Source organism: Lysinibacillus sp. RC79, from assembly GCF_041262405.1.
Classification (GTDB): Bacteria; Bacillota; Bacilli; order Bacillales_A; family Planococcaceae; genus Lysinibacillus.
In genome coordinates this window covers 1-26,069 of record NZ_JBGCCD010000043.1, presented here as the reverse complement: position 1 = coordinate 26,069, position 26,069 = coordinate 1, and the positions used below count along the sequence as shown (strand labels likewise).

The 26,069-nt window shown below is 31.7% G+C and carries 24 protein-coding genes and 1 pseudogene; 14 read left to right on the top strand and 11 right to left on the bottom strand.

The window, feature by feature from the left end; genetic code table 11:
* The first annotated feature begins 55 nt into the window (after positions 1-55).
* Together ABH968_RS25415 and ABH968_RS25410 are read left to right on the top strand one after the other, a co-directional pair.
* Positions 56-1,036 (top strand): NAD(P)H-quinone oxidoreductase, encoded by a 981-nt coding sequence (locus ABH968_RS25415; RefSeq protein WP_076065154.1) that lies wholly within the window; start codon positions 56-58, stop codon positions 1,034-1,036.
* 28 nt (positions 1,037-1,064) lie between these two features.
* Positions 1,065-1,322 (top strand): hypothetical protein, encoded by a 258-nt coding sequence (locus ABH968_RS25410; protein ID WP_328203627.1) that lies wholly within the window; start codon positions 1,065-1,067, stop codon positions 1,320-1,322.
* 215 nt (positions 1,323-1,537) lie between these two features.
* Here the strand turns inward: ABH968_RS25410 and ABH968_RS25405 are convergent, their stop codons facing one another.
* The 6 genes from ABH968_RS25405 to ABH968_RS25380 all read right to left on the bottom strand — a co-directional run bounded on the left by ABH968_RS25405 (position 1,538) and on the right by ABH968_RS25380 (position 6,413).
* Entirely contained in the window at positions 1,538-2,437 is a 900-nt protein-coding gene (locus ABH968_RS25405; RefSeq protein ID WP_370048528.1) for a LysR family transcriptional regulator, read from the bottom strand.
* Positions 2,438-2,848: 411 nt separating this feature from the next.
* The gene (mnmA, locus tag ABH968_RS25400) at positions 2,849-3,973 is read right to left on the bottom strand and encodes a tRNA 2-thiouridine(34) synthase MnmA (RefSeq protein WP_370048498.1); all 1,125 of its coding nucleotides are present in this window, start codon (positions 3,971-3,973) and stop codon (positions 2,849-2,851) included.
* Between the two features lie 332 nt (positions 3,974-4,305).
* The gene (locus ABH968_RS25395) at positions 4,306-4,536 is read right to left on the bottom strand and encodes a DUF896 domain-containing protein (protein ID WP_038190423.1); all 231 of its coding nucleotides are present in this window, start codon (positions 4,534-4,536) and stop codon (positions 4,306-4,308) included.
* 203 nt (positions 4,537-4,739) lie between these two features.
* Entirely contained in the window at positions 4,740-5,387 is a 648-nt protein-coding gene (locus ABH968_RS25390) for an MBL fold metallo-hydrolase (RefSeq protein ID WP_370048527.1), read from the bottom strand.
* On the bottom strand, positions 5,374-6,057 hold the full coding sequence (locus tag ABH968_RS25385) for a DsbA family oxidoreductase (RefSeq protein WP_328203623.1): 684 nt from the start codon (positions 6,055-6,057) through the stop codon (positions 5,374-5,376). Before ABH968_RS25385 ends, ABH968_RS25390 begins: the two co-directional genes overlap by 14 nt.
* A 41-nt stretch (positions 6,058-6,098) precedes the next feature.
* The gene (locus ABH968_RS25380) at positions 6,099-6,413 is read right to left on the bottom strand and encodes an ArsR/SmtB family transcription factor (protein ID WP_291754431.1); all 315 of its coding nucleotides are present in this window, start codon (positions 6,411-6,413) and stop codon (positions 6,099-6,101) included.
* Positions 6,414-6,709: 296 nt separating this feature from the next.
* Here ABH968_RS25380 and ABH968_RS25375 point away from each other — a divergent pair, with 296 nt between their 5' ends.
* Positions 6,710-6,991 (top strand): response regulator transcription factor, encoded by a 282-nt coding sequence (locus ABH968_RS25375; RefSeq protein ID WP_349679764.1) that lies wholly within the window; start codon positions 6,710-6,712, stop codon positions 6,989-6,991.
* Between the two features lie 394 nt (positions 6,992-7,385).
* Here ABH968_RS25375 and ABH968_RS25370 read toward each other — a convergent pair whose 3' ends face one another.
* Positions 7,386-7,904, bottom strand: coding sequence for a helix-turn-helix domain-containing protein (locus ABH968_RS25370; protein ID WP_370048495.1), 519 nt, complete (start codon positions 7,902-7,904; stop codon positions 7,386-7,388).
* A gap of 162 nt (positions 7,905-8,066) precedes the next feature.
* Here ABH968_RS25370 and ABH968_RS25365 point away from each other — a divergent pair, with 162 nt between their 5' ends.
* From ABH968_RS25365 to ABH968_RS25345, 5 genes are all read left to right on the top strand, one after another.
* On the top strand, positions 8,067-8,831 hold the full coding sequence (locus ABH968_RS25365) for a PDDEXK family nuclease (RefSeq protein ID WP_370048494.1): 765 nt from the start codon (positions 8,067-8,069) through the stop codon (positions 8,829-8,831).
* Entirely contained in the window at positions 8,818-10,890 is a 2,073-nt protein-coding gene (locus tag ABH968_RS25360) for a Mu transposase C-terminal domain-containing protein (protein WP_370048492.1), read from the top strand. The genes ABH968_RS25365 and ABH968_RS25360 overlap by 14 nt, the downstream gene beginning before the upstream one ends.
* A gap of 12 nt (positions 10,891-10,902) precedes the next feature.
* Complete coding sequence (locus ABH968_RS25355) at positions 10,903-11,802, top strand: TniB family NTP-binding protein (RefSeq protein WP_370048491.1); 900 nt, start codon at positions 10,903-10,905, stop codon at positions 11,800-11,802.
* A gap of 63 nt (positions 11,803-11,865) precedes the next feature.
* Positions 11,866-13,656, top strand: coding sequence for a TniQ family protein (locus ABH968_RS25350; RefSeq protein ID WP_370048489.1), 1,791 nt, complete (start codon positions 11,866-11,868; stop codon positions 13,654-13,656).
* A gap of 12 nt (positions 13,657-13,668) precedes the next feature.
* Positions 13,669-15,705: a TniQ family protein gene (locus ABH968_RS25345; protein ID WP_370048487.1), complete on the top strand. Its 2,037-nt coding sequence runs from the start codon at positions 13,669-13,671 to the stop codon at positions 15,703-15,705.
* A 683-nt stretch (positions 15,706-16,388) separates the two neighbouring features.
* On the opposite strand, the gene ABH968_RS25340 is transcribed toward ABH968_RS25345, so the two are convergent.
* On the bottom strand, positions 16,389-16,880 hold the full coding sequence (locus ABH968_RS25340; RefSeq protein WP_370048485.1) for a hypothetical protein: 492 nt from the start codon (positions 16,878-16,880) through the stop codon (positions 16,389-16,391).
* A gap of 221 nt (positions 16,881-17,101) precedes the next feature.
* Positions 17,102-17,821: a hypothetical protein gene (locus tag ABH968_RS25335; RefSeq protein ID WP_370048483.1), complete on the bottom strand. Its 720-nt coding sequence runs from the start codon at positions 17,819-17,821 to the stop codon at positions 17,102-17,104.
* Between the two features lie 315 nt (positions 17,822-18,136).
* On the opposite strand from ABH968_RS25335, the gene ABH968_RS25330 reads away from it, so the two are divergent.
* Positions 18,137-18,430 carry a hypothetical protein gene (locus tag ABH968_RS25330; RefSeq protein WP_370048481.1) on the top strand — a complete coding sequence of 98 codons (294 nt, stop codon included), beginning with the start codon at positions 18,137-18,139 and terminating at the stop codon, positions 18,428-18,430.
* Positions 18,431-19,685: 1,255 nt separating this feature from the next.
* A complete protein-coding gene (locus tag ABH968_RS25325; protein WP_370048525.1) occupies positions 19,686-20,636 on the top strand; it encodes a DUF4085 family protein in 951 nt (316 codons plus the stop codon).
* A 554-nt stretch (positions 20,637-21,190) separates the two neighbouring features.
* Here the strand turns inward: ABH968_RS25325 and ABH968_RS25320 are convergent.
* Positions 21,191-21,556, bottom strand: a complete 366-nt coding sequence (locus ABH968_RS25320; protein ID WP_370048532.1) for a hypothetical protein — start codon at positions 21,554-21,556, stop codon at positions 21,191-21,193.
* Positions 21,557-21,891: 335 nt separating this feature from the next.
* Here ABH968_RS25320 and ABH968_RS25315 point away from each other — a divergent pair, with 335 nt between their 5' ends.
* The gene (locus ABH968_RS25315; protein ID WP_370048479.1) at positions 21,892-23,100 is read left to right on the top strand and encodes an acyltransferase family protein; all 1,209 of its coding nucleotides are present in this window, start codon (positions 21,892-21,894) and stop codon (positions 23,098-23,100) included.
* 98 nt (positions 23,101-23,198) lie between these two features.
* On the opposite strand, the gene ABH968_RS25310 is transcribed toward ABH968_RS25315, so the two are convergent.
* Positions 23,199-23,777: a TetR/AcrR family transcriptional regulator gene (locus tag ABH968_RS25310; protein ID WP_283870034.1), complete on the bottom strand. Its 579-nt coding sequence runs from the start codon at positions 23,775-23,777 to the stop codon at positions 23,199-23,201.
* A 377-nt stretch (positions 23,778-24,154) separates the two neighbouring features.
* Here ABH968_RS25310 and ABH968_RS25305 point away from each other — a divergent pair.
* From ABH968_RS25305 to ABH968_RS25295, 3 genes and pseudogenes are all read left to right on the top strand, one after another.
* Positions 24,155-24,655, top strand: a pseudogene (locus ABH968_RS25305) (DUF4372 domain-containing protein); the annotation flags it as partial.
* Positions 24,656-25,223: 568 nt separating this feature from the next.
* Positions 25,224-25,436 (top strand): helix-turn-helix transcriptional regulator, encoded by a 213-nt coding sequence (locus ABH968_RS25300; RefSeq protein WP_370048477.1) that lies wholly within the window; start codon positions 25,224-25,226, stop codon positions 25,434-25,436.
* The gene (locus ABH968_RS25295) at positions 25,433-25,831 is read left to right on the top strand and encodes a hypothetical protein (protein ID WP_370048475.1); all 399 of its coding nucleotides are present in this window, start codon (positions 25,433-25,435) and stop codon (positions 25,829-25,831) included. The genes ABH968_RS25300 and ABH968_RS25295 overlap by 4 nt, the downstream gene beginning before the upstream one ends.
* Positions 25,832-26,069 lie beyond the last annotated feature (238 nt).

Below are 26,069 nucleotides of genomic sequence, written 5' to 3'. Positions count from 1 at the left end.
AGTGAAAACAAGAACTAAAAATCGCTTAATTCAAGAGCTATAGGGAGATGTTAATATGAAAGGTGTTATAGTAAAAAAAGCAGGTGGTCCAAATCAACTTGAACTTGTTGACCTACCAAATCCCCAACCTGGAGAGGGAGAATTGCTTATAAGAGTTCATGCAGCAGCGGTAAATCGCACAGATATATTAACGCGTGAAGGGAAAATGGGATATTTAACAAATCCTATCTTAGGCATTGAAATTGCTGGTACAGTGGTCCAAGTCAACGGTGAGAGTTCATTTTCTATAGGTGATAGGGTAATGGGTCTCGTCAACGGCGGTGGTTACGGTGAGTATGTAGTCATGCCAGCTAATCGGGCTATGAAAATTCCTAAGTCTTTATCGTTTGAAGAAGCGGCCGCCATTCCTGAAGTATTCCTAACTGCTTACCAAACGTTATTTTGGATCGGTAAGCTTCAAAAACAAGAAACCGTCCTAATTCATGCAGGTGCAAGTGGAGTTGGGACAGCAGCTATTCAACTGGCAAAAAAACTTTGCGACGCGAAGATTATCGTTACTGCTGGTTCTAAAAGAAAGCTTGCCTTCTGCCAAGAACTTGGTGCTGATGTACTTATAAATTACAAGGAGCAGTCATTCGACGAAGAGATACTAAAAGCCACTAATGGTAGGGGTGTAGACTTGATTTTAGACTTTATCGGCGCTGATTATTGGGAGAAAAACCTCGCAAGCATTAAAGTAGAAGGTCGGTGGGTCCTTATTGGTATACTGGGCGGAAGTGAATTGGAAAAGATAGACCTATTTACCTTGATGTCAAAGTGCATCCAATTAACAGGGACATTACTAACCCCAAGAAGTGATGAATACAAAGCTCTTTTAACCCATGACTTTGCTGAAATCGTAACACCTTATTTAGAACGCGGAGAAATAAGGCCTATTATTGACACGACGTTTTCTATCGAAACGGTAGGAAAAGCTCACACGCATATGGAAGAGAATCAGAATATTGGGAAAATTATACTTAAAGTTAAGGAGTAACTTTCCAAGGTTTGGGAGCAAAAAAAATTTGACAAACAAACCATTTACAAATCTAAGGCTCGCGGAGGGAAAAATGACCTGGGGAGGTACAGAAGTACCCTCCAGTTATTTTGCAGCCGGAGAAAACACAAATTTCCGCGAAACAAGAACCACAACCGGAGGTCGTCGCATGGAACATTGGCCTATGTATAAGTGTGCTCCCTTCGGTAAAACTAATTCCCTCAATCCGATCAAGTTTGATGCGGATTTTAACTGCTTTTTCGAAGTGAAAATCGAGCGTGAATAGAGTGAGGGAGCGGAGACTCGCTGCCAATCGAACCTTGGAATAACGGAGCCGTCCCCGGGGTCTTGTGGGGTTCCTTCGCCTGATTACAAGGAAAGGTCTAAATAGGAATCTGTGGAAAGGTGTTCAAAGAAGAAAACGCGTGGGTTTCCACGCGTTTTCTTCTTAACTTGATTTCCTTCGTTAAAACCCTTTCCTGTTTGTTGCATTTTTACTTTTTAGTTAATATCTTGATCAGAAAAAGTTTCAGATTTATGAAATTGATTCATGATGTTTATAAATTCTTTTGTAGCAGGTGTTACTTCATCAAATGAGTGTGCAATTATACCGATATCACGAGTTATCTTTGGATTAATATCTTTTACGAGTAAATTATGAGCTACAGAAGAAAGTGTAAAGTTTGAAGTAACACCTATACCTAAATTATTTTTGACCATAGTAATTAAAGTTTCGACATTTTGGACTGTTAGATTCTCTTTAAAATCAATATTATTTTTTTGAAACATGTTTGATATGGCGGTTTCGTGTCCTCCTTTGCAAAAAATAATTTCATTACAATATTTTTCTAGGTCAATAATTTTTTCTTGACTTAATTGATGATTATGAGGAAGTATTGCGACCATATAATCATGGTATAGTATTTCAAATTCATATGGATCAAAGGGAGATATACTAATCCCTATATCAACAGTTCGATCCTTCACCCATTCTTTTATTTGATTTGAGGTTCCTTCTGCTAATTCTATATTTACAAGTGGATATTTCGAAATGAATAATGCGATGGGCTCAGGTAGAATATTTGTTGATGCAGCAGGAACAGAGCCAATCTTAACCTTACCACTGAGAAGTTTATTTTCCCGATTAGCAACTTGATATATTTTATTCTCAATACCTTTCAATTGTCTCGCTAATATAAGAATTTCTTTTCCCACTTCAGTGAGCGTTAGTCCATTTTTCTTATCCCTATTAAACAATTTAATATTCAGGGATTCCTCTAAATTTTTTACCGCCATACTGACTGCTGGCTGTGAAATAAATAACTCTTTAGACGCCTCTGTAATATTCATTTTTTCTGCGACTTTCAAAAATATTTGAAGGTTATTCAAATTTATATTCATAACCAATTAGTTATACCTCCTATGTTAAGAGAATATCCCTTTAAATAGATATATAATGGTGTTTATGTGTGGCTTGATTTAAATTGCTAAGGTATTTAATTTTTGCACACAATAATATCATGAGCATGTCCCGTAAAGGTACGCCCGCTGATAATGCCCCCAACTTGACGTCCAAAAAGACTTCTTCCTTGTCTTTTACAATAGCGAGTATTTATTATTTTTAGTAAGTGAATACGACGTCAAAAAATGATAGTTCGCACAGATTATGCACTCCACCTGATTTCAACTGGAGCTAGATGAAGATACCGAAGAAATGAAGCTTACTTTGAATATGGATTTTCCTACCAAAATCCATATCCAATTCCACACCTCTACGTAGCGAAAGACTGCCTAAGCAGTCTTCTCACAAGTTTATCCTACATATGTTAGTTTTTCGTTGTTTTTAAACACTTCATCAATTGTACCGCCACCAAGACATACCTCGCCGTCATATAAAACAACTGCTTGTCCCGGTGTAATGGCACGAACCGGTTCTTCAAATGTAATATGTGTACTGCCATCTTCTAAAATCTCGACTTCAACCGGAGTATCTGTTTGACGATAACGGAATTTCGCTGTGCAAAAAAATTTACGAGGTAATTTTTTTGTCGAAGTATAGCTCATTTTCACTGCTGTTAATGAAGTAGAATACAATGCATCATGGTGAAAACCTTGGCCAACAAGCAATACATTACGCTCTAGGTCTTTTCCAAGAACAAACCATGGCTCACCGTCGCCACCAATACCAAGCCCGTGACGTTGACCAAGTGTATAGTACATTAGCCCGTCATGTTGTCCCATTACCACGCCGTCCATTGTCTCCATTTTTCCAGGTTGTGCTGGTAGGAATTTACTTAGGAACTCTTTAAAGTTACGTTCGCCAATGAAGCAAATGCCTGTTGAATCTTTCTTTTTCGCTGTTGCAAGACCTGCCTCTTCAGCAATTTTACGCACTTCTTTTTTCTCAATATCACCAATTGGGAACATAACATGTTTAAGCTGCTCCTGTGTTAATTGATTTAGGAAATACGTTTGGTCTTTATTTTCATCGACACCACGAAACATTAATACTTCGCCATCACCACTCCGATCAATACGTGCATAGTGGCCCGTTGCCAGATAATCAGCACCAAGACTCATCGCATGTTCGAGGAAAGCTTTAAACTTAATTTCCTTATTGCACATAACGTCTGGATTTGGTGTGCGGCCTGCTTTATATTCTTCTAAAAAGTATGTGAAAACTTTATCCCAGTATTGCTTTTCAAAATTAACTGCATAATATGGAATACCAATGTGGTTACACACTTTAATAACATCATCATAGTCTTCTGTAGCTGTACAAACACCATTTTCGTCTGTATCATCCCAGTTTTTCATAAAAATCCCGATTACTTCATAGCCTTGTTGTTTTAACAGGTACGCAGCAACCGAAGAATCCACCCCACCCGACATGCCAACAACGACACGTATTTGCGAGGGGTCTTTTGTTTCTTTCATTAAGGTCACCTTTTCTTTTCTTAATTCACCAATCTTTTCACAATAGCTTTTTTTCCACTGCCTGTTTTATATCTTCTTCTGTCAAGCCTTAACCGAAGCTAAAACGAATTCAATTACGTAATTTTTCAGCACCATGTCCACACATTGCCATCAAGACAAGTAACGGGCCAATCGAAGCTTCTGTGCACGACGATCCACTTGATGCACAATTACCCGCCATATTAAGATTTACTAAAAACGATTCAACACATCCTGCAAAGCTTACATTGAATGCATGCGGCTACACATTTGCGTATCACCATTAACGTGGAATGTAAGTGCTTCTTCTAAGCTTATACTTCCCGTGAATCTATTTCCTTTTCTCTACGCAATTTATCCGGTGTTACATCATTTCCTAGTGAATCGAGTACAGTCATTTTTGAAAAAGTTTCGCGAACTTGTCCGCGAATTTCGCGTAAGTAGTCTTTGCGTAATACTTGTTGCTCAATCCGTTCAGCACTTGTCAAACCTTCTTCACGCTGTTTTTTCGCTAATTCATTAATACGCCCTAAGTTATTTATCATCTTATTTCATCTCTATTCTCTTCATTAATTTTGCTTATAATTTATAGCATGAGTCACTTTTAAAGGTTTTGGTGCAAAAATATCTAAACAACAGCAATTGACCTCTAAAACATGGACATTATATTCTGTTCCTACTTTTTTACAATAAACAATAATAAAATGACATATTTCCTGTACTCAACAGAAAATATGTCACTTACCCTTTATATGCTGAGTCTTTTCTTCTCATCACCTACAGTTGTTTTACCACTATGACCATTATATAAAACAACGTCCTCTGGCAATGATAGAATCAAATTTAAACTTTGCATCAGGTCCTGTTCATTTCCACCTTCATATTCAGCGGTTCCAATACTACCTTTAAAGATTGTATCACCAACAAACGCTACATTATCCTGTGCATTATAATACATAACTTGATCCATTGCATGACCGGGTGTATGTGTCATCGTCACTTTAAAATCTGAATTAGCTGACAGTTCGAATATTTCACCTGATTGTACATAATGCACATCATCAACTATGATATGTCTATTGCATAAAGCAGATAAGTTCATTCTCGCATTTTGCGTATATTCCCTTCCGAGTTCGTGCATGTAAACAGGAATATTTAATTCATTTCTAATTTTATCGACTGCACCTATGTGATCAAAATGTCCATGTGTTAATAATATTTTTTCGATATGATAACCGTTGGATTCTATCACATGTAATATTTTTTCTGCTTCTGCACCGGGATCAAATAAAAACCCATGTTTCGTATCCTGATCAATATATAAAAATGCATTTACATAAAATACATCTCTTACTGTTAATTGATGTACAACGCTTCGATTATTAATTACATCCATCAATACCACAGCTCATTCCTGACAAATCATTATTCTGACTATCATCCTGCATTGCTTCTTTTAAGGCCATTTTAAATGTTTCGACATGCTGAGCACCACTCAAAGTCATTTCTCCATTAATCAAGAAGTAAGGTACACCTCGGACTCCCATTACATATGCCTGCTTTTCATCTTTACGTACATCACTTTCAAATTCATCGGAATTCAAGACTTTTTCTACTTCATTTTCATCTAGTCCATTTTTTACAGCAATTTCTTTTAGTACATTTTTATCGCTCAACTCTAAATTATCAGTGAAATAGGCTTTGAATAAATCTTTTGCAATCGTTTTATTTCCCTGTTTTTCTGCATAATGTGTTAAGCGATGAGCATCCATTGTGTTTGTATATCGTGTAGTATAATATTTGAAATCAATACCTTCTCCTTTACCATACTGCTCTATTTGTCTAATTCTTTCTGCCGCCGCACTATTAGATAGACCATATTTTTTTGCGAAACGATCTTCTGTATTGGATACGACTTCGTAACTAGCGTCAGGGTCTAATTCGAAACTTCTCATTTCAATATTTACTTGATCTTTAATTCCTAGCTCATTCATTGCTTTTTCCAATCTTGCTTCTCCAATATAACAGTAGGGACATGCATAATCTGACCATATTTCAATTTTCATTACTAGTTCCTCTTTTCCGATTTTTAGTATTACCTCAAAATTTATAGCTTCGTTTCGATAAAGTTTGCTAACTCATGTATCAGTTGCTCATTGCGTTTATAGTACGTCCACTTTCCGATGCGTCTTGCTTCGACCAGACCTGCACGCTGTAAAGTTGATAAATATTGAGATGTAGTAGACTGATTCATCTCAAGCTTATCTCTAATCAGGCTTACACAGACCCCTATTTCATCCATTTCCTCTATCGCTTGTCGCTTTGTATCAAAATGCGTTGTAGGATCTTTTAACCAGTATAAAATCTTCAGTCTCGCTTCATTAGATAATGCTTTAAATAAATCTACCTGATCAAATTGAATTTTCGTCACGACTTCACCTCACTATCATTTATATACATATCATCATATCACGATATTACGATATGTAAATATATAAGCTCACGATTTTTTGCATGGTGTTATCAAAAAAAAATAGGCTAAAGAAATAATAAATGAGGTAAAAAAATAAAGCATTAACAATTGATCAGAAAGACTTCAGTATTAAAACCATTCAAAAACACCCCTCGATCTCTCGAGAGGTATTTTTGAATTTACTGCTTGTTGGAGCTATTTTGATAGCAGCTCTTTATGTCGGTTTAAATCAAAGTTGAACTGTTTTGAAAAAGTCGCACCATTTTGAAGAAAGTTTAACCGTTTTAAGCCTATCAAAAATAGAGATTAATAAAGGTACTTTCTATTTTCCAAAGTCCTCAGGATTTGCGGAAGAATTTACTGACAGCGAAAAGCAGATTCTACAATTGCTAGCTAATGGGTATAAGCGTAAGGAGGTTGCTTCCATTGTTTTTACAAGTGAACGTACAGTTTCAAATCATATTCAGCATATATTCGACAAATTGAATGTGTCATCTTCGTTAGAAGCAGTAACTCAAGCGATTTAGTTAGGGTATATACAGCCTAATTATGAAGAATAGTATTTAACTTTCTTCAATTAAACTAGCAACTAAAAACTCTTATGGTATTCAGCAATCGGGCGCTTTCCTTGAATAAGGAGAGGGTCTTTTTCTATTAGCGGGCCTTTGCTATTAAGTGTCCAGATTGAGGATCAACACTCTTCTCTAAAATAATACAGAAAAAGGAACCTCCCATGTTTCAGAAAGATTCCCTAAAAAGGGTTACCGCACTAGTCATTTTTGAATAGACAACGCCGAAGTACTTATATACATATAGATAGAGATATCCGAATGATTAAATATTTCAATATATGGATATTGTTCAATACGTTGTTCTTTAGTGAAGAATTAATAATTTATAAATGGGTTGTTATTTTTAACATCAACAAATATCTGGTGTCTGGAATTTAGATTTATATTTAAAAAGTATGATGTCTTGAATTATTTTTAAAATATAATCTCTATCTTCTGTTGAGACTATGTTTAACATTGCAATTATATATTTCTCGTCAGCTTTCTGTACAGAATGAGAATTATAAAGATTTGCTATAAATATACTCAAATAAACATGTATTTCCTGTAGTGGAATATTTAATTCTTCTGTAAGGGTATCTTTTTCCTCAAGTAATATACGCATTATTGTACTATTAAGTTTTCTATATGAAATAGGCAATTCTTTCTGTTTAGATATATCCTCGTATTTTTCTCCTTTAACAATCCAGTCGATAGAGACATTAAAATGCTCACTAATTGCGATTAAAGTTTCTATAGATGGTTTTGATTTTCCTTTTTCTAAATCACTTAATGCTGCTTGTGAAATGCCTATAGAATTAGCAAAAGTAGCCTGATTTAAATTAAGCGATTTTCTTAAATCTTTAATCCGCTCATTTATTTTCTCCATTATATTTTCTCCCTATTGAATAATTTTCTGAAAGTTGTTTATAATATAACTAAACTTATAATTATATAAGCGTGCTTTATAATGTTGTGTGGTTAATAATTTTAATTATACTTTCTATTGTAATTGTGTGCGAGGATATATGTTCTAACGACAGGAGGATCAATGTCAAAAAAATATAAATCAAATGAGCCGTGGGAAGAAAATGAAATGGAGTATTATCCTAAAAGGCATGTAAGTAATAAATTTAGTTGGAAAATACATCATATTGCAGGTTCCTTTTACAGCAATAAAATGAAAAGGACTATAGAGTATGAATCGATGGGAGAATGTTTATTTTATTTTTTCTTAGAGTTGGCTAAAGAAGTAGAGAAATATTATGTACAGCCATTGGAAATTGAAATTCCTTATCTTTCAAAAGAAGGGGATTTAAAAAATTGGGTACATGTCCCTGATGCTTTAGTGTTTTCTAATGGATGTAAGCCAACTATATTCCAAATTAAAGAGACTCCACAAGAAACAAAAAAAACTGTTCTTATAAATAAAAAGTGCCAAGAGTATACAGCAAATAGAGATTGGGATTATAAAGTTATCTATCCAAAGAAACTACCTCAGACTATTTTATATAATATTAAATTTCTTCAAGGAGCTATACGTAAAAGAAAGAGGTTTGAAGAGTGGATAACTGAAATAATATATCGAGTGCAGCATATGGAAGGGGTTACAATAAATGAACTTGCTTTTAGTTTTTCTCCAAAAGTTAATCCATTAATAATAATGCCTATCATTTATCATCTTATTGCTGTTGGAGAGTTACAGATTGATATTACAAAGGAGATTAACCAGTATAGTGAGGTTAGGTTAAAAAAGTTAAACGAAGAACTTTTACCATATTTAAAATTGGATGGTGAATTGTTTGAATTTAAGTGATCTGAAATTAAATGGCGAGATTGAATACTATGGTTTGAAATATGTAATATTAACCATTGAACCACCAAACGTTAAACTTAAAAGGAACAATACAAGTGGGGATGCAATAACAATAAATTATTTTGAGTTAATAACAAATCCATCTTTTCATGCAGGAAAATCAATAAGAAGAAGTATTGAAAATGATAGTCGTGAATATTTTTCAGTTTTAGAATCTTTAGATGATAAGAAAAGAGAAGAAGTTTCTAAGAGACTGAGGATTATTAGACCTTTGTTATTACTAGAAAAAATAAAACAAAATCATTTCCCTTCCTTAGTAGAGTTTCATCAGAATTATGAAGATTTATTAAATGAAAATGAAAATCCAGAGAAATTAAAACAAGAAGTTCTAATAGATAGATTGGCAATAAAAAACTCTATATCTAAAAGGACAATTAAAAGGTATTTATCTAGTTATCGTAAAGTTTCAATTGAAAATCCTTTGTTTGGTGAAGAAGGGTTAATATCTGAAGCAGGAACAGGATATAAATATCGAAGAGATAATAAAATTTTAATAATTAATCATCCGAATTATCCAGAGATAATACTAGATCAAATTCAAATTAGGTTGAGTGATGAATATATACCAATAATAAAAGAAGTAATTGAAAAGGAATATTTAACAACGCAGCGTAAAAATAAAGCACATATTATAGAAGTAATTAATATTCAATGCTCTATTAAAGGATTAGCACCAGTAAAACCTGAAACTATGTATAAAATTTTCGAACGAATTTCGTCTAAAGTAATAGAAAGAATGAGAATTGGGAAAAAGGCATTAAATAAGTATGAAGAAGTAAATAGGGGATTTGCCAATAATGAAGCACTTTATCCGCTACATCTGGTAGAAATTGATCATACCCGAATGGATATTGAAGTAATAGATGAAAAAAGTGGTCTTGTAAAAGGAAGACCATGGATCACTTTAGGAATTGATGTGTATTCAAGAATGGTTTGGTGTATGCATATTTCTTTTGAACCACCATCTGCTAATAAAGTAAGAAAGGCAATTCAGCATGGTGTCCTTTTTAAAAATACCAAAGAAGAATTTGGTACTTTTAATAATTGGGAGATTTTTGGTATACCAAACATTATACAATTTGATAATGGATCTGAATTTAATAACCTAGCGATTAAACGTTTAGTCAATGAAACGTTAATGTCAAACATAAGGTTTAGACCTATAGCAACTCCCAGATATGGTGGTACGATTGAAAGGTTATTTGGCACAATTAATACAAAAGTTTTACATAACTTACATGGTACAACCAAAAGTAATATTTTTCAAAAAAGGGAGTATGATTCATCAGAAAATGCATTATTGACTCTTGAAAATATTGAAGAAATTTTAACTCAGTATATAACGGACGTTTACCATTTTCAAAAACATGAGGGGTTACCACTAGATTGTAATTCACCAATGGCACGTTTTCACGAGGGATTAAAGATGCGTGGACTACCAGAATTTATTGAGCCAGAAGATGAAGATGCATTTAAAATATCCATATTACCAACATTATTTAAACCTTATACCAAAGATGGTGTTCGGATTGACAATAGGTTATATAGAACAAAAGATTTATCTAATTTAATAGATAAACGAGAGATAAAATATAATGTGAAATATGACATTGATGATATTTCATATATTTATATTAAACCTCCAAATGAAGATGATTATGTACGAGTTAATATTGTATCTCCTCCTTATGAATCAGTACAAGGAATGAATGCCTATACTTATAAACTATTGAACCAATATTTAAAAGAAACAGGAGAACTAAAAAGAAATAAAATTGCTACAGAAGGGCAAATTCAAAAAGCTAAAGAAGTACTTTATAAAAATATTGCAAAAATGTATAAGACAAATAGAAGAGCTAGACAACAAGCTGAACGAATGGAGTTGGACATTAAGGTAATAGATAAAAATGATGTAAAAAAAGATACTAGTAGCAAAAACCTCTCTTATGAACAACTACTGGCAAATGCAATTAAAAATTCTAATTTTGATGAAAATTAAGGAAGTGAAATAGTGGTAAATAGTTCAACCAATAATCCATTTTCTGATTTTGCTGCTAGAGTATTGAATTTAAATGTAGATCTTCCTTTTGCTGAATCAATTTATAAAGTTATGGATTCCCATATGAAGAGACCAGGGAAAACTAGACATCTGTTTATTACAGGATCTTCAAATGTAGGTAAAACTAAATTGGCAGAGAACTATATAAAGAGATACCCTAAATATACTATTACTGAAGAAGACGGTACGGAAGTAGATATTAGACCAGTAATCTATATGGAAACTCCCCATCCATTTACTTTATTAGAATTTTATCATGAGCTGATACATGCATTAGGTTCTCCACGTTTAGGTGGAGTTCCAAAGATAAATGATTTAAAAGTACGTGCTTATAAATTAATTGATAGACAAAAAGTCAAAATGGTAATCATAGACGAAATAAATAATATACAAACTTCGGCAGTTAATAAAATCACAGCGATGGATGCAATAAAACATATGGCCAACAAAACAAATGTTACATTAGCTTTGATGGGGACACCTGAAGCGAAAGAATTAAGAATTCTTGATGAGCAATATAAGTCAAGATATCGTCCGAAATCCATTGATCGTTTTACAGAATGTGATGAAGAATTTTGTAAGTATTTAAATCAAATAGAAGAACAATTGAAATATCCTAAAAAATTTGGTTTAGGAGATTTGAAAACTGGACTACCTCAATTACTTCATTATCAGAGCAAAGGAAAAGTAGGTTATTTAATTCCTATTATTCAAGAAGCATTTGATTTATTAGGAGTTTTTCAAGAGTCATTCAATGATTTTAATGATGCCATATTATCTCCATATGTACTTGATGAGGCATATAAAATAATTCAAGGTGATTTCATTGATGATAATATAGAGGGAATTTAAAGAAATGTATATATCCCTTTCAAAAGGTAATAACTAGATTAAAAACTTTTGAAGGGGATATTTTTGAAAACACAATTATTAACAGTAAGAGTTAAACCCTATGAAGATGAATTACTATCTAGTTTTCTAATTAGATTGGCAAATGGCAATGGATTCAATATATTGAAATTTTGTTCAAGTTTTAGTAAAAGTACTTCGCATTTTTTTCAAAGAAGTGATATTGAATTGTTAGATTTTTATCCACTTAGTCTACTTGATATTGATAAATTAGCTGACATAGCTAATTTAGAAAGTACACAATTATTAAATTGCACCTTCATGAAGATAACTTCAAAATTCTCGGGAAATAATAATTCAAGGGTAAGAAACATGACGGATCTAATTAGAGAGCAGTTATTTTATTGTCCAGAATGCCTACATGAAGCAAATTGTTATAGAGATATATGGAAGTTGGAAGGTGTTAATGGTTGTTTAAAGCACAATAAAAATCTGTTTGATAAGTGTATGAACTGCAACGAAGTAATTCTCTATGAAGAAATAAACTCGATTGGTAAATGCCCACATTGTGATTTTTTATTGAAAAAATCTATCGATAAAAATGGGGGAATTGAAGAGATAGATAAAAATAATATACTATCGTGGATGTTTTTGTTAGAAGATAGTTTACTTCGAATAGAGAATAATGAGTTAGCGCTAAAGTTATTATTTTTATTAAATGAATTTAAAGATGTTTTAGATAGAGATTTAATAACTAAAAACATAAATAAACATACTTCGTTACCGACTTTGCTTCAACATGTTAGAGGTACAATAACGAAATATAAGAATCTCCACTTGAAGATTGTGTTAAATATTTTAAATGAAAGAAAGGCAAACTTGAAACAATTATTAACATTAGAAGTGCCACAAGCTTTTAAAAACAATCTTAGAATTAGTAAAAAAATCGATACTGTCTTCTGTATAGCCCCTTGGTGTCAATCTTTTAAAATTTGCGGTTCACTTATCAAAACTGGGAGCAGCAAGAGAAAGAAAAAAGATAACACAGAATTAAAGTACTATCTGTTTTGTAAAGAATGCGGTTGTGAATATGCATTTGATAATAACAATCAACTTATTGAACGAACTAATTTTATTTCTGCTTTTAGTAAATTAGCGCAACGAAATATTAATAATCTTAGTTTAAAGAAAGTATCTTTTATTTTCGAAATGTCTATTGATAAAACACGAAGAGTCTTAGCCTATTTCGCTAGTAGGGACGTAAAAGTATTCTTAAACTCAAATGAAATTGCCCTAGATTCAAGTAAGTTATTGAAATTTATAAATAGCATAAGGGAAGGGCAAAAAATAAAGCAAATTAGACAATGGAATATATGGGAAAGTTATAGTGAATTTTTAATGTATAGATATCACATTGAGGTAATAAATGAATTATTTATGAAAGAAAATGTGCGAAAGAAAGAGACAAGTAAATCTACAAATAAAAGCACAATGTTTCTATTAGTTAAGAAAATCGTAGATGATATGTTCAACAATGATGAGGATATCACCGTTAAGAATGTCTGTAACAAATTAAACGTAGCAGCTGAAACAATAAGGAACTGGGGATGTAATAGTTATATTGCGCAGGTTAAACAAAAACAGCGAAGATTTCGTACTGATAGACTGAGAGAAGATATTAAGTATAAGTTAGAACTATATCTTAAAAACACATCATCAGAACAAATATCTGCAACAGGTTTTTATGAATATATAGAAATAGGAAGAACAGTATTATGGAGAATAGACAAAGAATTGACAAGGTATATTGCATATAAACTAGGTACTTTGAAAAATTATGAAGAGATATTGATGTGAGGGATGGGATTTATGTGCGGAAGTGAAACTTTCACAATAAGACCGAAACTACATGAAGGAGAGTCTTTATTAAGCTATTTAATGAGAGTTGTAAACGCAAATGGAATAGCAAATATTTCAGAACTATGGCAATCAGTAAAAGAAGGAAATTTATACAAAGTGGATAGGCAGTTTGCATATAAGTTTGATTTATATCCAAGTGATATTGCTTCAATAACTAAACTTGGGGGATTTTTAAACAAAAGTGAAAATGAGTTAAAAGAACACTCTTTTGAACCAATTGTAAGTCTTTTTTATCCTGGATCAGCAGGTAAAATGATTTTTGGAAAAGAGATTGAGCTTAAACACCGACGTTTTTGTAGAGAATGCCTTGAAGAAACCGGTGTTTACAAGTTGAAGTGGCAGGTTAAGGAAATTGAGATGTGTGAAAAACACTTAATGATGGTTACGTCACAATGTCCTAATTGTGGGGACCATCAGCCATACAGAAATAGAAAGTATTTAAATCAGCTTCAATGTGATAATTGTGGAAATAATTTATTCGATAATATAGTAAAATCCTCATTAGAAACAGTTTTTATACAAAGACAGTTGAGAATCCTCAGAGATTGGAATTATATCTTTGGGGATTTAATTGTAAAAGCAACTCATTATTTTAAAAATCCTCAGAGAATCCATAATCATATAGCTATTTTATTATTATTTTTTACAACACCTCTAGAGGGTACTGTTAATTACAAAAAACACCCGTTTTTTATACCTTCTCAGGCTAAAAAATTATTGATGTTAGCGAGAAATAAGATTGAAGATGAAAGATTAAATCTAAGTTTTGTATTAAATACACTAAGAAATTTAAATATTGAACTAAAAGATGTTTTTTTGAAAAAAGTTCCTTTTTCTTTTTGCAAATTTATAAAAAATAAAAAAGAAAAAAATAAAATTAATAAGACTTGTGAGTCTCACTGGTGTAAGTATTATGGTACTTCTAGTGCAATGAAAGATATGAAGATTTTCTCAAAAGGGAAATATATATTGAATTCTCATTTATATAACTCTGTTTATGTTTGTACAAATTGTTATGTGCAGATGGGTTTTCATAAGAAAAATAACGAATGGGAAGGAATAAATATTTCATATAGACTATTAAATGAAATTAAAGAACTTTATCATAGTGGTCTTTCACTAAGACAAATAGGTATACGTTTGAAAATAGATAGATATCGAATCCAATATTATCTAGGGTATATAGCTAGGTTTCAGCAAGAGAATATTAAAGATTTAGATAAAAAGAATGTTGATGTAGAAACATTAATACAGAACTTTATTTTATTAAAACCATATTGGCGTAGTTATCAAATGTTAGCTAGAGAAGCATCAAAATTGTTTAAGTGGGATGGAATTACAACGTATTATTACTATTGGCATCCTGAGATACAAGAGTATATTTACTTAGAACAAAATAAGAGGAAAACAAATCAAATTATTCATCAAAGTTTATTTCATAAAATAGATGAAACTATTGAACAATTAATTAAAAGTAATATGGAGATTTCTCTAAAGGAGGTTGCAGCTACATTAAATGTTCCGGAAGAAAATTTAAGATACCATAAATTAAATAAGGTAATAATAAATAAAAAATATACAAAATTTTCTTTAGATAGAATTGAGGAAAAAGCGACTATTATTGAACAAATAGCTGTTTTTGTTAACGATAAGAAGGAACGTGAGCAGCAAATATTTGCTCATGATATATATGAGTTCATTGGAAAAACTCCAAAATATATAAAGAATAATTTTCCTGATATTGCTGATCAGATTTCAAATTTAGCTAAGAAAAGTAAATCTAAACAAAAAGAAATACGGAGAAAGAATTTAGTAAAGGTAATCATAGAAATTTACAAAGAATATGGGGAAGTTGAAAAGACCATTCTTAGTCAACATCTAGGTGTGTCTGTAAAAACTTTAGAAAGTGGTCAAGGAATATATAAAGGACTAGGACAATTGATTAAAAAGACAGTAGCTGAATATGACCAGAATTATCAAAAATAGTTTGTGACAGCTATTGTTATAATTAATCTGGATTATGACAAATGTAAATATAATATATGACAAAGTTATATTATAAAAAGGCGTAAATACATACAAATTTTGTGACAGGATTAGTTATAACTCACAGGCTTTTGTTGTATCTTTAAAACAAAGTTTAACCGTTTGTAAGAAAGTTGTACCGTTTTGAAAAAAGTTATATCGTTTATAAAAAAGATGAACTGTTTTTTAGATCTTAGAATGATAATTTATAAAAGTTTGATTAAAAATCCTGTTATATGCAGGATTTTTCCTTTAAAGGTTTTAATTTTGATAAAGTCCTTGAAGAAGTAAAAAAATAACCAGGCACTCATTTAATTGTGAGTACCTGGTCTTTTTACATATTAAAACGGTCAAAGATAAAGTTGTAACATGGTTTAGATATGAAAGAACATCATTTAAATTAAGAGATAAGAAACATCATGTTTTCTTATTTGTTGGATAAAAACATGATGTATTACAACCATTATCGAGGGCAATGGAACTTGAAAAGGTTACCGCCTGCAAAATACAAACAGCCGCTTCAAAAGGTTGCTGCTTTTTTTCAAAATGTCCTTTACAAAGGGTATACTCTAATGAGATGTTTACGAAAAAATAAAAAAACTCGCCGTTCATTCCGCCAGGTTTTTAATACAATCACCTACACTCTATGTCTTGGAAAATGTAATGGTTTCTCCAAGATTAAATGTTTTACTTTTCTTCTTTCCGTCCAATTTCCATGTTATTGTGATTGTTCCTTTACTCAATAAATCTTTGATATCCTTATTTTCAAGCTGCTTATAATTTATAATGATTTCGTCTTTATATTCTATCTTATTTTTTTCTGGATCTTTATCTTGATAACTAGAACCGTTCCAATAAACGTCTTCCCCTAATAGCTCACGAAATGAATAGGGTATGTATATTTCTAAATCATCTATATTGTCAGAATAATCTATATTTAATGTAAATTCTAGTTTTTTAAAGTTATTTTTCTGAGATTTATCTATATTATTGTATTTTCCCTGAGACTTTTCATCAAGCTCAATTATTTTAGTATTAATATTAATTATTGGGTTAAAGCGATAATACGTATAAGTACCTACGCCGACTACTAAAAAAACTAGCAAAAGAACAACTATGAACCGACTTTTGTTCAAAATATCCCTCCTACTTAAAAAGAAAAACAATAACTTAATGCTCAAGCATAGGTTATTGTCTTTCTATCATCAATTACGATTGAATTAACTTATTAATTTACCTTACTTTAATAACTACTTACCAGTATAATACATTATCATCCCATACCGACCACTTTTGTTGATTAGTACTTATACTAACGTCAAATGAAAGGCCACCTGTTATATTTCCTTTTTCGTAGTTAACGCTTGCTGAACCACCTAACTGTCGAATAAGTGTGTATATATTTTGTTCCGTAACTTAAAGCATTATTAGTTTTTTTATTTATATACACAGTTGCATAAGAATCAAAATTTAGCTTATCATCTTCTACGTTAAATAGGTAGACACCAGAACTACTTTTACTACCATCTCTTTTAGACACAGGACTACCTGGTACAGCAGCATCATAATAAGTACCATCATTAGCGTTCCATTCAATTGATACTACGTCTATAGTTGATGCATAAACTTCACTTACTCCATTAGTAGTCCAACTAGTATTTAATCTCCAGAAAGAATCTCCTGATTTTTTAGTTGAATAAGCTGTTAGAGTCATTTGAGAAGGTTTGATAGCTGCTGGTTCAATTCCTACATCCGCACCTTTATTATCTATGTTTAGAGTAACGCCAACTAGTTCTAAATTTGCTTTAACCTCATCAAGATTATTTTGATTATCTTTTACGACATTAAACATAAATCTATCAAACTCTTCATCAGTTAAATTAAGAATTTGTTTTTTATAGAATGATAAGTTTGTAATAATTTGAGAGTTTGATGCATTGCTAAAGTCATTAGCCATAATTACTTCTTTCTTTTGACTATAGCTAGTAGCATCAATTTCAGAAGCGTAAGAATTAGATACAAAAGCTGTTAAAGAAATAAATAGAGTTGGAAACAATATAGTAATAATTTTCTTCATATTTTTCTCCAATTTTTTCTGAATTTTTAAATTAATAAGTTAATTCACTGTAATACAATACAATTAATGGTTTAAAAATCACTTTTTAAAATTTTTTGTTAAACAATTTCTAAAAAGTTTATAAACCTTCTTACCATGCAAAGCGACAATACATCACTCTGTCTATTCAATCCCTTCTTTTTTACAGCTGTATCAACTCTTTTAAATCTTTTGCAGGGCACGAATTAATTCACTTTTTTCATGAAGAATATGGATTGAAGCAAGCTTTTAATTCTACAGTTGCAGTATTAGTTACAATAGTAAAAATAAAGAAATATGCAAAAAGATAATACAAAGAATCTTTTAAGAGAGGTGCGAGCTAATACAGAAGGAGCTACATTGGCTTGTTTAAGCAATGTAGAAGTTATAGAGGTACATGAGCTAACACAACAAAAAAATAACGACTCTTTAATTTCGAAATTTTATGAGGGTGGATATCCAGACCGAAAAATGATTGCTGATTATTGTACTAAATATAAATATTTGAATGAAAATATAGCAAAAGAGATTTTAAATGACTTTTATAAGAAAATGGATATTACCATACATGTGGTAATCGAATCCTTATGAATATCCATACTACATCCACATCCTTTCTACGGCCAATCAAATTAGAGGTTGGTGCAGCAACCTGAGTAGGATGAATCTCCCATGAGCGCTTCCCGTGAGAGAGTGATAGTTCAATAAGAACTTTATTGCGATGGTAAATAATATTAATATAGAATGTAAATAATTTTATTTAGAGGTGCAACTATGAAATTATATAAGATTTTAGCCGTAATTAGTGAAACAACTTCATTTTTAAAGTAAAATTTTTTTATTGATTTTAAGTAATTTTGTTCACACTTCGCTCGAATTTTTGTAAGGTTTAAACGGCTTATGAGGGCTCAGAATATTAGTTATATGCAATAAAGATAATGACCGTAATAACTTCTATCATTAAAGTAAAATCCAAGAAGACGATTGAAAAAAAGGGGACGAGGTTATGTCAGAAAATAAAAAAAGTATACAAAAAAAGGTGCAGGGAAATTACAGGCGGAAAATAAACCAAAACAGGATTAATAAGGATTTCGATAAAAAAGAGTTTATTATTCTGGCTATAATCGTTATTATAATTTACTTTTTGAATGCTATTATCCCAGAATTTTAGAAAAGTGCATTTTCCCCTAACATGTGAATAAAGTATATGTATCTATTTGCATATTTTCGATTCACAAAACATCAATAAAAAGGCAGATTTATTCTACACGTTTTGTAGATAAAATCTGCCTTTATGTTTTAACAGCAACAATCTTTGAGAAAACAGCCTATATTTTTAATCATAAAAAGCCATAAAGTATCCATTGCTTTTGTGCGTTAGTTTTGCCATATAAAATTCAGCAGCACCTTTTACACCATCATCATCAACATAACCTGAAATACCTCGATATTCTAATGCGAAATATTTAGAGCCGGAAATTGAATATTGTTTCCCTACATTATCATCAACATATGGATCTTGTTCCCTTAATTGATAAAGAACTGGACCGAAATCAGTTTGCTCTATTTCTACTTTAAAATCTCCCCCAGTAGAATGCCGAATGCTGGAGTTTGAGTAAACCGTTTCATATCCAAGTAAATCCCATACGCCATTATTTAGTGTATTTATGCCTAAACGATTGGTTCTTTTTAGTAAAGACTCACTTGGCTCGATTGTTCTGATAATAACTTCATCCGTGATTAATATATCCTGTTTGTCAGTATCATAATAAACGATATTATCTGTAAACTCGGATGGTTGACTTGTGGAATTGCTTAGTTCTTCTGCTGACGTTTAGCCGAGTATATAGATGTCTTACCACAAAAGTTTCAGTCGGGAATTATTGAACGAACTTTATTTCGAAATGATACTTTAATGGAAGAATTTGAAGAATGGTGCAATGTGACAATTGAGCAGTTCACAACTAAGAGTAATGCTATTTATGAAAAGCGTGAAGCAATTGTTGAACGCTTTAATCCGTCTGCACAAACCGTTTTTTCACAATCATTTCATGATGGTGAAATTTTAAATGCTGAGCAAAAAGGGAATAATTTTACGCTTCTATTAGATATGAGTGGCGGGTTTACAGTCGAGTCAATTGTGCAGTTAGTTTTTCATGATGCACAAACAGAAGGTAATCTTGAAGGCTATTACGTGTATGACGAACTAATAAAGATCGAAGGTAGATTTGCATTACGAGTTTTATCTAGTTTTGGTAGTTCTTATGCTGAATGGACGATTTTCTTCAAAGATGTGACAGCAAAATACTTGTATCGTCCTGCAGTTTATATTGAACCGGGAGAAGTCGCTACGTGGGATGATTATGTTATTGCGCTAGACCTAGATGACAAATACTATATTGTAAAAGATAAGCACTTTGTGGAGATTGATTTGGTTAATCTTTCGCAAACGGATAATGGGATTTTTGCTGGAGGGGTATTACTAGGTGATACCTTTGAGGAGGCAAGAGAGCGAATTTATTGTGCTACTTATGAAGATCCATATGCTCATTTGAGTGAGCCTATTCCGACTGATGAGTTGTTATTTGCTATGTTTGATTTAGACCAAAATATACGAGTACGTGCCTTCAACACAATTTTTGCACTAGGAGAGGATGCTGCATATATTGTTAATGATGCGTTACGTAAAGTCGATGTAAGCGTAGATGAAAATATGTATTTTGGCATTATAGCAAGCCATTTCGATCAACTCGGTTGTTTAGAGGATGATGTAAAACTGAAATGGCTTAGGGAATAAGAAGAGTGCTGTTCAAAACGTTCTCCGATTGAACAGCCTTTTTGTTTTTATTCAAGTCAGTATAGCTTGAGATTTATTTTATCGTAAATTTTTTAATACCTGAAAAACATCTTTTCTTTTACTAGTCGAGCTAATAAATGATCCTACATAACTCCATTAAAGGGCGCTTTTCTGAAATAAGGAAAGCGTCTTTCTTCATGAAAAGGGCCAGAATGTGGAGGAATGGATTATATTTATATATACAAGTTTATATTAATTGCGGTGAACCGTATCATAAGTAAGTGCGGTTTTTGAATAAGTCACTAATCATATTGATAATGATATGATTAGTGATTTATTTTGCTTCATAATTAATAGAGAAAGGTAAATTGTTTGCAGCTGTATTGTGAGGGGGCACTAATAATCCTAAATTAAGTTCATTTAAATAGAAAGTCCAGTTTTGCGGAGAATATAAGTTATTACAATTAATAAATAACAATAAAAGCGAGCATCAACCTGTTCAGTTGATGTTACATCCCAAGTAGGCGGTCAATGGCTCTTTTCACTTTGACGGGCTACGTGGGATGTGGAATAATCCATTCGGGATGTTGCCCAAGAAGAAAACTTAAGCGAGATGTGTCCAAAAACTTGATGTAGATCCACTTTTCCTTTAAGCGATCAAACACACGCTTTCCCGTATGACGCTGCTTTTTTGGCATTTCTAAGTCCGCTATCAGCCAATCCATGATTTCATCTTTATATACATCTATCTTTTTTGACACGGTTTTACGCTTCTCTAGTTTCAGATTAAAATCCTGTTGCTCCACGTATTTTTGTACGATTTTAAAATCATGTCCCGTTTCATTTGCTATTTTCCGTAAGGAATAACCCTTCTCCTCATACAAAAATTTGATATGATGAGCTTGTATCATTGTAAGCATCCTTTCCATTCCTCCTAATCGACTTTTTTGCCAATTAGAAGGTTAGTAGATTTGAAGGGTACGGACAATGATATTTTTTTACGTTTTAAAGGACCCATAACTGCTAGAATTTCCAGTTACATTCTGCTCCTTTTTTATTTTGCACTAAACATTTTATATTAAAGTGAAATTCCACGTAATTAACCATATATAAATTGACCCGTAGTCATAAATGATGATTGTAAAATAAATATTCTAAAATTTAATCAATAAAATAATAAGATAAATATTGACCGTGAGTCTAAAAAGTATTATAAATAGTTTAGTGGTTATTTCCAAAAAAGGGGAAATGTAAGTTGTCTAATACACGTATTCATTTTATGGATTTTTTAAAAGTGTTTCTTTCTTGCACTGTAATCGTCCACCATGCAGGTCAACCTTATGGCGGGTCAAATGGTTTTTGGTATGTACGAGATTTGGGTGTCGATTCTGACTTGGGCGTTTTTTTTGGGATAAACTCTGCCTTTAATATGAGTCTTTATTTTTTTCTTTCTGCTTATTTTATTCCTCTTGCGTATAAACACAAAGGGAATATAGGTTTTTTGAAAGATCGGTTGAAGAGAATTGGTATACCTTTATTGTTTGGATTTATAGTAATAATTCCTTTAATAATGTACTTTTATTATAATGAATTTCGTGGTTACCCTAACCTATCGTTATATGAATACTATAAAAATATTTATCTAGGATTTGGTGAAAAACCATTAAATTGGGCAGGACCATCTTGGCCAGACCTAAATTTTGGCCATCTTTGGTTTATTGAACATCTTCTTATTTATTCACTGATATATCTATTATTAATGAATCTTTTTAAAAATATTAATTTACCAAAAATTTCAATTGCCCCAACACATAAACATATTTTTATATTTGTTATTATCGTATCGTTAATCACTTTTTTAGTTCGAACAAGTTATTCGATTGATGAATGGATTGGTGTACTAGGTTTTATCCAAATGGAGTATGCACACTTTCCTCAATATTTAGCATTTGTAGTTTTGGGAATAACAGCTGCTAATAGTAACTGGATTTATCATATCCCTAAAGGTGTTGGTAATTTATGGTTATTTATAGGGGTTTTATTAATTGCTTTAAATGTCATTGGGTTTGTACCACATTCAAGGGGTGGATGGGATAGTAGTTCACTTATTTATGCAATCTATGAGACCTTTTTATGTACAGGACTTTCAATTGGTTTAATTGAATTATTTCAACGTAAATTAAATAGAAAATCAAAATGGATTGAGACGCTAGCTAAAAATTCCTTTTGTGTTTACATTATTCATATTCCGGTTTTAATTGGAATTCAATATATTTTAATTAGTGTACCTGTTTCAGGCTATATAAAATTCGTATTAGCATCACTATTGGGGATTGTCTTTAGCCATTTAATATCGTATTTTATTATTCGGAAATTACCGATTATTAGTCTACTATTCTCTGGTACAAATCATAGACGTTCTCAAAGTTTAGTCGATAAATTTAATAAGAAGAGTATATATTAGTTCTCTGCTTGTCTCCAATTCTCTCTTTGACAACATTCCTGCGAGTTTTTATAACCCAGGCTATTCTCGCAGGAGTACTTTGGAAATCAACAGGATCTTTATGAAGATATTCCTTTAAAGAAAACATCAAAACTCATCATAAGTTGTGTAATAAGATCATCTTCGCCTCCACCAAGACACCAGTGGGTTAATACACCAATAAACATTTGAATAGTTAAGTCTGCCAGTGTTTCAGGGGATAATTTTTGTGTAAATTCCCCCGTTTCTTGTCCATGCTTAAAAATTGGAATCAATAAAGCACGAAGATTATTCATATTATCTATGTGATTATTTAAATTATTAGCACTTGAGAGAGTTGCCATTAAAGTTGCTCTTCTTAATGACCTTGTATAGTTTAAATTATGTACGATATTAATTAACGAAGAGAGTAGTTTAGGTACTACTGGACTTGTGATATTCATTAATTTTTCAGCTTCTGAATAGATTGAAATTCTTTCGAAATCCTCTATGACTGCCTCTTTTGTCGGAAAATAATTAAAAAAAGTACCCTTAGAAACTCCAGCTAATTTCACAATATCTTCAACCTTTGTCGACTCATATCCGTTTTCCGAAAATAATTTGAAAGCAGCGTTTGTTATAGCTAATTTAGTTTGTCTTTTCTTTTCTTCCCTTCCCAACTTTATTCACTCCATTTCTTACAATAACGTTATTATTAATTCTACTATAAATAACTGTTTAAAAAGTAATTATTGTTTTAATTATACGTATTAAGAAAACAGACAGCTATTATTGATATGCTCCCAATTAGGTAGACAGATGAAATAAAAAAATTCATCTTATCTAATTGGGGGCATCTTTGTATGGCCTTTTATAAACATCCCAAAGAATTAATGTTATCTATTGTTCATTTATATCAAGACACTAGCGTCGCATTAAAATAGCTTAGGTTTCAATTAGAGTCTGAATTTTCTGTAATTATATTTCTCCATAAAAAAATCCTTTATAATGGTTTGGCGGTAGTAACCAATCCAAATCCAACATAAGGGACAAACACATGGATAAGATACCATATAAAACATTATTTAAACAATGGTTATCACCGATTTCAGATAATTTATTTGATAAATTGGTAAAACACTATCAATTAGACGTCTATACCAAAAAGCTTTACACAGCTTCATTTATGAAATTACTGTTATTTGCACAGCCCCATGAAACGGAGAGCTTACGCGCACTAAGCGATTGCGTATTTTTAGAAGAACTGCAACAGGCAACCCAGTTAGACTCGATTAGCTTTTCACAGTTAGGACGTCGGTTAAGCCAGCTACCAACCGCCTTTTTTCAAGCGATTTTTCACCATTTAGTGGGCCAAATCCATCAAAAAACAGACTTTCAAACACGAAGAAAAACAACGACACCACTAAAAATCGCTGATTCGAGTACATTGCCTTTAAATCTAACGAATCATCCGTGGGCGAAATTCCGTAAAACGAAATCAGGTGTGAAGCTTCATTTACGCCTTGTCTATATGGAAAAAGGGTATTGTTATCCGGATTAAGCCGTACTGACAAATGCCATACATATATGGAGATACGCCAGTAACAAATTTAATATATGCGTGGTTGGAAAAAGATTTGAAATCAATATACTGGTTAAAATGATTGAAAACAATCAAATTTTTTTACGAAAACTAAATTGGAAATAACAAGTAAGAATCTATTTTGAACAAACTTTTTTACAAAATAGATTCTTTTTATATGCCGTTATATGCAGTTTTATAAGATATTTTAGTTCAAACTTTATTACAAAGCTACATGTTTGTAGCTTTGTAAAAAAGTTTGATCATTTATAATAAAAATTGATAATTTGTAATAAAGTTTGATTAAAAACATCTCACCTCTATAGATTTTTAAAGGTGAGATTTATTTATTGGAAATTTAGGTGATAATATTACTTTGGAGATTGTGAAGAAATGTACTTAAACTAACGGTGCAGGTTACTTTAACATTTTGTTAAAGCGCATATGAGAATTATTTTAAATTTCATGTAAAGGTCTCTTTACATATTTCTAATTTATGGTATCTTAAATGTAAAATCTTCTTTACATATTGCGGGTGAATATATTGAAAAATAAAATTCAAGCTTATCGGAAAACGAAAGGATTATCACAAGAAGAACTTGCACAAAAATGTAAAGTGTCCAGACAAACAATTAATGCTATTGAAAACGATAAGTATGACCCAAGTTTACAATTGGCATTTACTTTGTCTCATGTTTTAGGTCTTTCTATTGAAGAATTATTTATTTTTAAGTATGAAGGGGATGGGAGTAAATGATAACTGTAAAAAAAGTTAGTATATTTTGTTCTGTAGTTCTTATTATTTCAATTGGTGGTTATGGTATTCATGAGTGGATTACAAAAGAGATAATTAATGCTTCTACACTATTCTTTGTTTTTTTAGGAATTGGTTTCTTATTTCAATCCTTAACTTGGGGTGAAATGGATGGAAAACATGAGGGCGAAAAAGATGAGATGGAAAAGCATATTACACTTTTAAGTTCTAAAATAAGCTATTACTTATTATTGTTTTTGATGCTAATTGTTCTAATGGTGTCTGAAAAAGTAACTGCAATGAATGATATAAAGAATATTCCGCTTGTTATTGTAATTGGACTTGCTTGGATAACAATGCCTATTACTGAATTAGTTGTTTCAAAAAAATATCGTTAATTTTGTGGAATACAATTAAAATGAAATCTTGTTGTACTCCCATGAAAGAACTTAATCATCTTTCATTTTCTGTGGTGAAGAGCAGATTTTTGCGCTTCATGGATGGCTAACGGGGTGCTTTCGTATTATAAGGTTAACCAGTTTTTTAAAATGTACCCTATAAGATAGACACTTTCAAAAAGGTCATCTTATAGGGTATTTTTGTTTATAATGAAGAAAAAACGAGCGGTGGTTAATA

What these genes read in the sequence shown, in the direction of transcription:
- ABH968_RS25415 (WP_076065154.1), top strand. Translation starts at nt 56, where the DNA reads ATGAAAGGTGTTATAGTAAAAAAAGCAGGTGGTCCAAATCAACTTGAA.
- ABH968_RS25365 (WP_370048494.1), top strand. Translation starts at nt 8,067, where the DNA reads ATGTCAAAAAAATATAAATCAAATGAGCCGTGGGAAGAAAATGAAATG.
- ABH968_RS25330 (WP_370048481.1), top strand. Translation starts at nt 18,137, where the DNA reads ATGCAAAAAGATAATACAAAGAATCTTTTAAGAGAGGTGCGAGCTAAT.
- ABH968_RS25385 (WP_328203623.1), bottom strand. Translation starts at nt 6,057, where the DNA reads ATGAAAATTGAAATATGGTCAGATTATGCATGTCCCTACTGTTATATT.
- ABH968_RS25395 (WP_038190423.1), bottom strand. Translation starts at nt 4,536, where the DNA reads ATGATAAATAACTTAGGGCGTATTAATGAATTAGCGAAAAAACAGCGT.
- ABH968_RS25390 (WP_370048527.1), bottom strand. Translation starts at nt 5,387, where the DNA reads ATGGATGTAATTAATAATCGAAGCGTTGTACATCAATTAACAGTAAGA.
- ABH968_RS25295 (WP_370048475.1), top strand. Translation starts at nt 25,433, where the DNA reads ATGATAACTGTAAAAAAAGTTAGTATATTTTGTTCTGTAGTTCTTATT.
- ABH968_RS25345 (WP_370048487.1), top strand. Translation starts at nt 13,669, where the DNA reads ATGTGCGGAAGTGAAACTTTCACAATAAGACCGAAACTACATGAAGGA.
- mnmA (WP_370048498.1), bottom strand. Translation starts at nt 3,973, where the DNA reads ATGAAAGAAACAAAAGACCCCTCGCAAATACGTGTCGTTGTTGGCATG.
- ABH968_RS25320 (WP_370048532.1), bottom strand. Translation starts at nt 21,556, where the DNA reads ATGCTTACAATGATACAAGCTCATCATATCAAATTTTTGTATGAGGAG.
- ABH968_RS25370 (WP_370048495.1), bottom strand. Translation starts at nt 7,904, where the DNA reads ATGGAGAAAATAAATGAGCGGATTAAAGATTTAAGAAAATCGCTTAAT.
- ABH968_RS25335 (WP_370048483.1), bottom strand. Translation starts at nt 17,821, where the DNA reads ATGAAGAAAATTATTACTATATTGTTTCCAACTCTATTTATTTCTTTA.
- ABH968_RS25405 (WP_370048528.1), bottom strand. Translation starts at nt 2,437, where the DNA reads ATGAATATAAATTTGAATAACCTTCAAATATTTTTGAAAGTCGCAGAA.